Origin of the sequence: Streptomyces sp. TLI_053, assembly GCF_900105395.1 — a bacterium.
In the GTDB taxonomy this organism is placed as follows: Bacteria; Actinomycetota; Actinomycetes; order Streptomycetales; family Streptomycetaceae; genus Kitasatospora.
The window spans coordinates 8,956,699-8,965,685 of the sequence record NZ_LT629775.1; the positions used below are offsets into that span (position 1 = coordinate 8,956,699).

The following is an 8,987-nucleotide window of genomic DNA, read 5'->3' on the forward strand; positions in this document are numbered from 1 at the left end:
GTGGACATGACCCCAGCCCAGTCGGACGTCGCGACGGTGAAGTCGGCCGAGCGCACGGTACGGATCCTGGAGGCACTGGCGGCCTCCCCGACCCGGCTGACCCTCGCGGAGCTGCAGGAACGGCTCGGTTATCCGCGGAGCAGCCTGCACGCCCTGGTCCGCACCCTGCGCGAGGTCAAGTGGGTGGAGGCCGACGAGGGCGGCTCCGCGTTCGGGGTCGGACCGCACGCGCTGCTGGCGGGCACCGCCTACCTCGACCGCGACCCGGCCCTGCCGTACGCGCTCGACGCCCTGGAGGACCTGCGGGCCGAGATCGGCTACACGGTGCACTTCGCCCGGCGTGACGAGGCGTACGTGCTCTACCTGGCGAGCCGGGAGTCGCGCGACAGCATCCGGGTGATCTCCCGGGTGGGCCGTCGGCTGCCGGCGCACATCACGGCTCTCGGGCAGGCCCTGCTGGCCGAGTTGACCACCGAGGAGGTGGACGCCGTGCTGCCCCGCACCCTGGAGACCTTCACCGAGGAGACCATCACCGACCGGGTGGAGCTGCACGCCGAGCTCGCCGAGGTCCGGGACCGGGGCTGGGCCCTGGAGTCGGAACAGGGCACCGTGGGCATCGCCTGCATCTCCGCCCCCGTCCCGTACCGGATCCCCGCCACCGATGCGATCAGCTGCTCGATGCCGGCCGAACTCGCCTCGTCCTTGGAGGTGGACCGGGTGGCGAGGGCGGTGGTGGCGCACACCACCGCCCTCGCCACCACCCTCCGACGGCACGGGATCAGATGATCCGGCGGGAGGTCCGACGATCGCCGGCCGCGGGCGGAGGGGGTGTCCCGGCCGCGGCCGGGACACCCGGATCAGGGTGTGACGGCCACGTTCGTCAGCCCGGAGACGGCCCCGGTCACGGTGTTGGAGGCGTACACCGTGTTCGGCCGGCCGGTGCAGGCCGAGGGTGAGGTGATCCTGATCGCGTAGGCCCCGACCCCGCCCAGGTCGGAGGTGTTGCCCCGCCAGACGTTGCCGCAGCCGTTGGGGAACGACGGCGAGGTGGACGGGTTGTGGGTCTCGTACCCGTTGGCGAAGGTCCCCGGCGCGGCGAAGGAGCCCCGGTTGTTCTCGATCAGATAGCCGGTGCCCTTGACGTCGACCCAGGAGTCCGCCGAGTTCTCGCCCGAGACGCCCCGTCCGTCGAAGGTGTTGCCGCGGACGGTCCCGTCCGAGGTGCCCTCCTTGATGTCGATCGCCTCGGCCGCGACGTACGGGCCGATCCGGTTGTTCTCCACCAGCACCCGGTCGGAGCGGTCGACCCCGCCGGTGTTGCCGTGGCAGGCCCAGTTCGATGAGGCGGAGCCCAGGTAGACGCCCTCGCCGTAGCCGGGCTGGACCAGACCGGTGTACTCGATCACCGAGTTGCGGATCACCCCGTCCGCCGAGGAGCGGCGGAAGTGCACACCCTCCTCGTCGGTGTGGTGGACGTACAGGCCGTCCAGCACCACGTGCGGGGAGTTGTCCAGGACGACGCCCTTCTTGGAGTCCTTCACGGTGAAGCCGGTGAGGTTCCAGTAGGGCGCGGCGGAGAGCCAGAGGCCGTAACCGGAGTCCCAGCCGGCGGTCGGCTCCGGGCAGGCCGGTGCGTCCCCGACGGGACCGTCGTTGACCAGGACGGCGGTGCGGGGGCCGGTCAGGGTGATGGGCGCGGACGCCGTCCCGGCCCGCCGGGCCAGGAAGGCGCCGTGGTACTCACCCGGTGCCAGGCGGATCGTCTGCCCCGGCGAGGCCGCCGCGAGGGCGGCGGTCAGCTGGGCGGCGGTCGCGACGTTCACGACCGGGCCGGACGGACCGGTGGGCGTGGCCGTGGGGGTGGCGGTCGGTGTGGCGGTGGGAGTGGGTGTCGGAGTGGATGTCGGGGTCGCGGTGGGCGTCGGCGTCGGTGTCACGGGCCCCGAACCGCCGTTGCAGGGAGCTCTGTTGACCGTGCAGCCGGACGGCAGGCCGAGCCCGCCGGCGTTGAAGCCGAAGCTCTCCTCCTGACCGGGGGCGATGTCCCCGTTGTAGGAGACGTTGGTGAAGGTGTGACGCTGCCCGGCCTGGGTCCGGGTGGAGGACCAGCTGCTGGTGACCGTCGTTCCGGCCGGCAGGTCGAACGCTACGGACCAACCGTGCGTGGTGGTCGCGCAGTTGTTCTTGACGTAGACGTTCATGCCGTACCCGCCGGCCCAGACGGAGGTCTGCGCCGTCCGTGCCGTGAGGCAGCCGCCCGGCGTGCCGGTCGGCGACGCGGTGGGGGAGGAGGTGGGCGACGTGGTCGGAGTGGCGGTGGGTGACACGGTGGGCGTGGCCGTGGGGGAAGCAGTGGGGGAGGCCGTCGGCGACGGGTCGGTACCGCCGGTGGACTTGAGGAACAGCGAGGCCGCCGCGTCCGTCCGGGTGGCGTCCACCCCGTGGCCGCCGGTGTAGTCCAGCTGCTCCCGTCCGGCCCAGTCGGGGATCGCCGTGCCGCCCTGGTCGAGGGCCTTGAAGGCGCTGCCGCTCCAGCCGAACTGGTAGATCCGGTGCCGGTCGGGGTAGTAGGCCGTGTACCCGGCGCCCGCCGTCGTCTGCTTGGACATGGCGTTGTTGAAGAAGACGTTCCGCGGGCCGGTCGAGCCGGACCACTTGACGGCCTTCTTGCCGGCACCCCACCAGATCGGGAACCAGGTGGAGGCGTCGGGCCCGCCGCCGCCCTCCTCGCCGCAGTTGGAGGCGCAGTTGCCGGAGCGGTGCTCGTACGGCACCGTCACGGTGTTGAGTTCGATCAGGTTGTTGCGCTCCCAGCCGCCGTGCAGATTGACGTCGGAGTCGAAGTCGTTGCCGATCGCGACGTTGCCGGAGGAGGACCACTGGAAGGTGAAGTGGCGCAGGTTGCGCGAGGTGTTGCCCGCGTAGAGCGAGTCCCAGACCCGGGAGCCGCGGAAGTAGCCGTTGCCGCCCTTGCCCTTGTTCCAGGAACCGTCCAGCTGGTTGCCGACGATCTGCAGGTGGTACGCCTCCTCCGTGACGATCGGGTGGGAGCCCGTCATCTCGGTGCGGATGCCCTTCACCCAGGAGTCCGCCGCCCACTTGAAGACGATGCCGTGGATCTCGTCGGCCGGTGACATGTTGCCGTAGTTGTGCACGGCCGCCGCCCGGTCGAGACCGGGCATGTCCTGGGTCAGCGAGAAGCCCTCGAAGCCCACGCCGACCACCGGGTCGACCAGCGGCGCGGCCTTGGAGTCGTACACGGCGCCGTCGATCGGGGCGGATCCGTCCGACACCGAGGTCACCGGGACGTCGTACTCCAGCGGCTTGTCCAGGGTGATGGTCCGACCGGCGGTGTCCACCGCCTTGACGGTGAAGATCTGCTGGCGCATGTGCATGTTGAGCAGCGGGCCGTCGGCCGGCCGGATGTCCTGCTGGGCGTAGAACTTCAGCGAGTTGGCGGCCCGGACGTTGACCAGGCCGCCGACCTTGAGGTCGGTCAGCGCGCCGGACGGGGCGAGCGGGACGACGGTGTCGCCGGTCCGGGCGGCGAAGCCCGGGTCTCCCGCCTTCTCGCGCAGCTTGACCCCGGCCTTCCAGTGCACGTTCACCGTGCCCTCGAAGATGGCCTTGCGGTTCGCCGGTGCTGCCGCGTAGTCCGCGGCGTAGGCGGGGTTCACCGCGCGGGACTGGACCCGGAAGACGCCGCGGCCGGGCCAGATCCAGCCGCCCTTGCCGGCGCCCGAGGTCATCGCGTCCTCGTCCCAGTCGGAGCCGTCCGGGGTGAGGGTGTCGTAGCGGGTGTCGGCGTCCGGGCGGAACACGATCCGGGTGCCGCCGGCGCCGCTGCCCGCGCCGCGCAGGATCAGGTAGTCGGCGTCGACGCCGATCTGCCGGGACAGGTCGAGGGTGCCGGCCGGGAGGGTGATCAGCGAGAGCTTGCCGTAGCCCGCGCCCGGGGAGCAGCTGCCGCGGACGTAGTCGATCGCGGACTGCAGCCCGGCCGAGTCGTCCGCGCCGTCGTCGGGCTTGACGTTGTACTTCGAGGCGAGCTGGGCGGGGGTGATCCGGCAGGCGGCGTCGGTGGTGGTCTCGGAGGCGCCGGGCAGGTCGGCGCCGCCGCGGTAACCGGCTTTCGACCAGTCGTAGAGCCCGGTGACGGGGGCCCGCCGATTGGCCCTGGACAGGTCGAGCGCGGTGAGCGCCGCGTCGGCCGGGGCCTGCGGCCCGGCCTGGGCCCCGCCGGGAGCGCCGGTCGGCGGGGCCGCGCCGGCGGCGACGGCGATGACGCCGGACGCCAGCAGCAGAGCCGTCGCACTGGTCAGTGCGACGAACGATCGCGTGGACAAGGGACCTCCAGAAAAAGGTGGGGGTGAGGTGCCGGTCATCATGGTGATGACACCCGTCCACCAGGTCAATGGCTATCCAAAATCGTGATTTGAGTCCACATATGTGGATGAGGTCCCGGTGATCCGCGTGCGGCCCTTGACCGTCCGCTCGGACCCTCCGTACCGTCGGGGTGCAGCCGTCCGAGAACTTGACGGTCATTCACATCCGTGGACACCATCGGAGGACCGACCATGTCGAGCGCCGATCCCGGCCGTACCGCATCCACCCCTGCCACCCCGTTCGCCGTATCCGCCCCGGCCACCGCATCCACCCCGGCCGAGGTGGACCGTGCGGTCCGCGCCGCCGACGCCGCCCGTCCGGCGCTCGCCGACCGCCCCCGCCGGGCCGCGCTGCTGCGCACCGCGGCCGCGCTGCTCGCGGCGGCCCAGGACGAGATCATCGCCACCGCCGACGCCGAGACCGGCCTCGGCGCTCCCCGGCTCGGCGGCGAACTCACCCGCACACACGACCAGTTGCTCGCATTCGCCGAGCACGCGGAGAGCGGCGCCCTGCTGGACGCCACCATCGACCACGCCGACCCCGCCGCCCGGCCGGCCCCCCGGCCCGACCTGCGCCGGATCAGGGTGCCGCTGGGCGTGGTGGCGGTGTTCACGGCGGGCAACTTCCCACTGGCCTTCGGCGTTCCGGGCGGTGACACCGCCAGCGCGCTGGCGGCCGGCTGCCCCGTGGTGCTCAAGGCGCACCCCGGTCACCCGGCGACCGGCGACCTCTGCGCCCGGCTGCTGCGCCTCGCCGCCGCGAGGACGGGCCTGCCCGAGGACGTGGTCGGAGTCGTCCACGGCCTCGACGCGGGCCGGACCCTGGTCGAGCACCCGCTGACCACCGCCGTCGGCTTCACCGGTTCGCTGCGCGGTGGCCGGGCCCTGCACGACCTCGCGGCCGCGCGCCCCCGGCCGATCCCCTTCCACGGCGAACTCGGCAGTCTCAACCCGGTGCTCGTCACCGAGGCGGCCGCGGCCGCCCGCGGCCCCGAACTGGGCGCGGGTCTCGCCGCCTCCTTCACCCTGGGCCTCGGGCAGCTCTGCACCAAGCCCGGTCTGGTCCTGGTCCCCGAGGGTCCGGCGGGCGACACCGTGGTGGCCGCCGCCGCGGTCGCGGCCGACGGCGTGCCGGCGGGTCGTCTGCTGGACGGGCGGATCGACTCCTCCTTCCGGTCCGCGGTCCGTGCGATGTCCGAACTCCCCGAGGTGGAAACGGTGTCGGCGGACGTGGTGGACCTGGCCGCACCCGACGCCGTCCGCCCCCGGCTGCTCGCCGTACCGGCGGCCCGCCTCGCTACCGGCGACAGCCACCGGGCCCTGCTGGAGGAGTGCTTCGGGCCGCTCGTGGTGCTGGCCCGCTACCGGACCCCCGCCGAGGCCGCCGCCGTGCTCGCCCGGATCCCCGGCAGCCTCACCGCCACCGTCCACCTCGCGGAGGACGAACGCGGCAGCGGGGCGGCCGAGTTGATCGAACGGCTGACCGCGCTCGCGGGCCGGGTGGTGGTGGACGGCTGGCCGACCGGCGTCGCCGTCACCGCGGCCATGCACCACGGCGGCCCCTACCCGGCCGCGACCACCGCCGCCACCTCGGTCGGCACGGCCGCCGCCGAACGCTGGCTGCGCCCGGTCGTCTACCAGAACACCCCGCAGGCCCTGCTCCCCCCGGAGCTCCGGGACGACAACCCGCTGGGGGTGCCCCGTCGGGTGAACGGTCGTGCGCAGCTCTGACCCGGCATCGGAGGCGCCTGCCCTCCCGGGGCGAGGCCCGTCGTGGGGCAGCCTTCGTGGGGGCGGCCCTTCGTGGGGGCGGCCCGTCGTGGGTGTGGCCCGCAGGCCCTGGTGCCGGGCCGTCGCCGGGGACGGGTCGGTGCCGGGCGAGCGGGCGCCGCAGGGTCGGCCGGACCAGGTGGACGGGATCGACCGTCAGTGGCCCCGCGACGGCCCCGACCGCCCCGGGGACGGGGCGCGGAGTCCGGCAGGTGGAGCGGCGAGGAGGCGCGGGGACCGGGACCCCGGCGGTCCCGGGGCATCGCCCCGGGCGGCCGACGGGGCCGGCGGCGTCGGGCAGGGCGCCGCCGGCCCACGGCCCAGGGGCACCTCAGCCCTGGTACTGGACGACGATCTTCGTGAACTCGTACGGCGACTGCGCGACGCCGCTGCACGCGTCGGCGTCGGTGCCCGACCCGCAGGAGCGGTCGCGGTTGACCGACCAGAACGAGAACCGTGCGAGGTGGTGCTGCTGGGCGTAGCCGAGGATGGTGCGGAAGTCCGCGGTGGACACCGTCTCGCCGGCCTCGTCGGTCTTCCCGTTCATCGAGGACACCCCGATGTGCCGGTAGGCGGCGTCGTCGCTGTAGCCGTAGGCGCTCTTGACCGCGGCCTTCAGGCCTTCCAGGGCGCCGACGGACGCCTGCCCCATGGTGCCGGTGTGGCCGCCGAAGTCGAACGGCATGACCACCCAGCCGTCGTTGGCGAGGCCGGCGGCGGCGCCGCGCTTGATGAGGTCCTTGCCGGTGGCGTCCGGGCCGGTCGGCGTGGTGCCGAGGGTGATGTAGGTGACGATCCCGGGGTTCTTGGACTTGACGATCTTCAGCGCTTCGACCACCCGCTGACGGACCGTCGCGTTCCCGAACTCGGTGTTCTCGATGTCCACGTCGAAGGCCTTGAGCTTGTAGGCGTCGATCACCTTCTGGTAGGCCCCGGCCAGCGCGCTCGCGCTGGAGCACTTCTCGCCCAGCTTGTTCCCGCTCCACCCGCCGACCGACACGACCACGTCGCCGCCGGCCGCCCGGATCGACTTGATCGCGGCCTCGTCGGACCCTCCGGTGAGCGGTCGGCTGCCGTCCCACTTGGGGTTGCACCCGCCGTCGGAGAGGATGAAGGCCAGCGTGAACCACTTGACGCCGGTCGCCTTCATCACGTCGGTCGGCTTCTGCGGGCTGCCCCAGCCGAGGTACTCGTAGGGTGCGGCGGCCATGCCCGGCACGGCCGCGACGCCGGGGGCGGCCGCGGCGGAGGCCACCGGGGCCAGCAGGAGGGCGGCCGGACCGAGGGCGGCGACCAGCAGCGGGGCGGTGAGGCGGACTCCGATGGTCTTGCGCATGCCAACTCGCTTTCGTCGATCCACCGCACGGGTTGACGGCAAATCAGGGGTGGGAGGGGCGGGAGGGCGGCCCGGGGCGGCCGGTGACGCGCCGCCGCGGGTGTCTCACAGAATCGGGGCACGGGGCGCCGGGGTCAATGGCTTTGGTTAGGAAAGTTTCCGAATGATTGGTCGGTGGACCGACCGCTGCCGGGATTCGTCCCGGGGCCGCCGTACGGGGGTGGGGGGCTCGGCCGGCCGCGCCACCGGACCGCCGGGCACCGGAAACCACCCGGTCCGCCCGGCCATCGGCCGTCCCCGGGGCGAGCCGGCCGGTCCGTGCGACGATCCGGTTCGCCGCGCCCGGGACGATCACCGCGCGCCCCGCCTCCACGCCACGCAGCACCGCGCGCGCCACCGCGCCGGGATCGGCCGGGCGGAGCGCCGGCCGATCCCGGCGCGGTGGCGGAGTTCCGCAACGGGGCCACCCCGGCGGTCGCCCCGACCGCCGGGGTGGCCCCGGCCAGGGTCCAGGAGCCGGGCCCTGGTCAGCCGAGCGGGCGGGGGTCGGGCCGGATCGCGTCCACGTGGGCCTCGCAGGCGTCCTCGGTGCCGGTGAAGCCGGTGGGGTGCCAGCCGGCGGGGGCGGGGCGGTCGGCGGGGTAGAGGGCGTACTGCTGCTGCTCGTTGACCAGGACGGTCCACTGCACGGCGGGCTCCGGGGGTCGGTGGACGGGAGGTGGGGACGGGAGGGCCGGGCGGGTTCCGGTCAGCGGAAGCCGCCGTCGATCCGCAGCACCTCGCCGGTGAGGTAGCCGGCCCGGTCGGAGAGCAGGAAGGCGACCAGGTCGGCCACCTCCTCCGGACGGCCGAGGCGGCGCAGCGCGACCTGGTCGAGCGCCTGGTCGACGGCCTCCTCCGGCAGTTGCGCGACCAGGTCGGTGTCGATGTAGCCGGGGGCGACCACATTGGCGCGGATGCCGAAGCGGCCGACCTCCTGGGCGAGCGAGCGGGTGAAGCCGATGATGCCGGCCTTGGTCGCCGCGTAGTTGGTCTGGCCGGGGCTGCCGGCGATGCCGGCGACCGAGGACAGGTTGACGATCGCGCCGTGGCGGCGCAGCGCCATGCCGTCGATCACCGCGCGGCAGGCGTGGTAGACGCCGCTGAGGTTGACCTGGAGCACGTCGTGCCAGTCCTGGTCCTCCATCAGCAGCAGCGGGGTGTCGCGCAGGATCGCTGCCGAGGTGACCAGGGCGGTGATCGGTCCGAGCGCGTCCTCGGCGCCGTCCACCAGCTCGCGGACGGCGTCCGGGTCGGCGACGTCGGTGCGCCGGACGTAGGCGGCGCGGCCGAGGTCCAGCAGCTCCTTCTCGAGCGAGCGGGCGGCGTCGGTGTCGGCGCTGTAGCAGAGCGCGATGTCGTACCCGTCCTCGGCCAGCCGCAGGGCGGTGGCGCGGCCGATGCCGCGGGTGCCGCCGGTGATCAGCGCGACGGGGTCGGCGGTCCGGTTCATCGAG

The 8,987-nt window shown here is 73.6% G+C and carries 6 protein-coding genes; 2 read left to right on the top strand and 4 right to left on the bottom strand.

Annotated elements, in window-relative coordinates; translation table 11 throughout:
* Nucleotides 1–6 precede the first annotated feature (6 nt).
* Nucleotides 7–786: an IclR family transcriptional regulator gene (locus tag BLU95_RS37275; RefSeq protein WP_173862200.1), complete on the top strand. Its 780-nt coding sequence runs from the start codon at nucleotides 7–9 to the stop codon at nucleotides 784–786.
* Between the two features lie 71 nt (nucleotides 787–857).
* Here BLU95_RS37275 and BLU95_RS44690 read toward each other — a convergent pair whose 3' ends face one another.
* Nucleotides 858–4,346 carry a cellulose binding domain-containing protein gene (locus tag BLU95_RS44690; protein WP_231978086.1) on the bottom strand — a complete coding sequence of 1,163 codons (3,489 nt, stop codon included), beginning with the start codon at nucleotides 4,344–4,346 and terminating at the stop codon, nucleotides 858–860.
* Between the two features lie 231 nt (nucleotides 4,347–4,577).
* Between BLU95_RS44690 and BLU95_RS37285 the strand changes: the two genes are divergently transcribed.
* The gene (locus BLU95_RS37285; protein WP_093863893.1) at nucleotides 4,578–6,116 is read left to right on the top strand and encodes an aldehyde dehydrogenase family protein; all 1,539 of its coding nucleotides are present in this window, start codon (nucleotides 4,578–4,580) and stop codon (nucleotides 6,114–6,116) included.
* A gap of 370 nt (nucleotides 6,117–6,486) precedes the next feature.
* On the opposite strand, the gene BLU95_RS37290 is transcribed toward BLU95_RS37285, so the two are convergent.
* The 3 genes from BLU95_RS37290 to fabG all read right to left on the bottom strand — a co-directional run bounded on the left by BLU95_RS37290 (nucleotide 6,487) and on the right by fabG (nucleotide 8,983).
* Nucleotides 6,487–7,491 (bottom strand): chitinase, encoded by a 1,005-nt coding sequence (locus tag BLU95_RS37290; protein ID WP_093863894.1) that lies wholly within the window; start codon nucleotides 7,489–7,491, stop codon nucleotides 6,487–6,489.
* Nucleotides 7,492–8,018: 527 nt separating this feature from the next.
* A complete protein-coding gene (locus BLU95_RS37295; protein ID WP_159425166.1) occupies nucleotides 8,019–8,180 on the bottom strand; it encodes an MbtH family NRPS accessory protein in 162 nt (53 codons plus the stop codon).
* 59 nt (nucleotides 8,181–8,239) lie between these two features.
* Entirely contained in the window at nucleotides 8,240–8,983 is a 744-nt protein-coding gene (gene fabG / locus BLU95_RS37300; protein WP_093863895.1) for a 3-oxoacyl-ACP reductase FabG, read from the bottom strand.
* Between the last annotated feature and the right edge of the window lie 4 nt (nucleotides 8,984–8,987).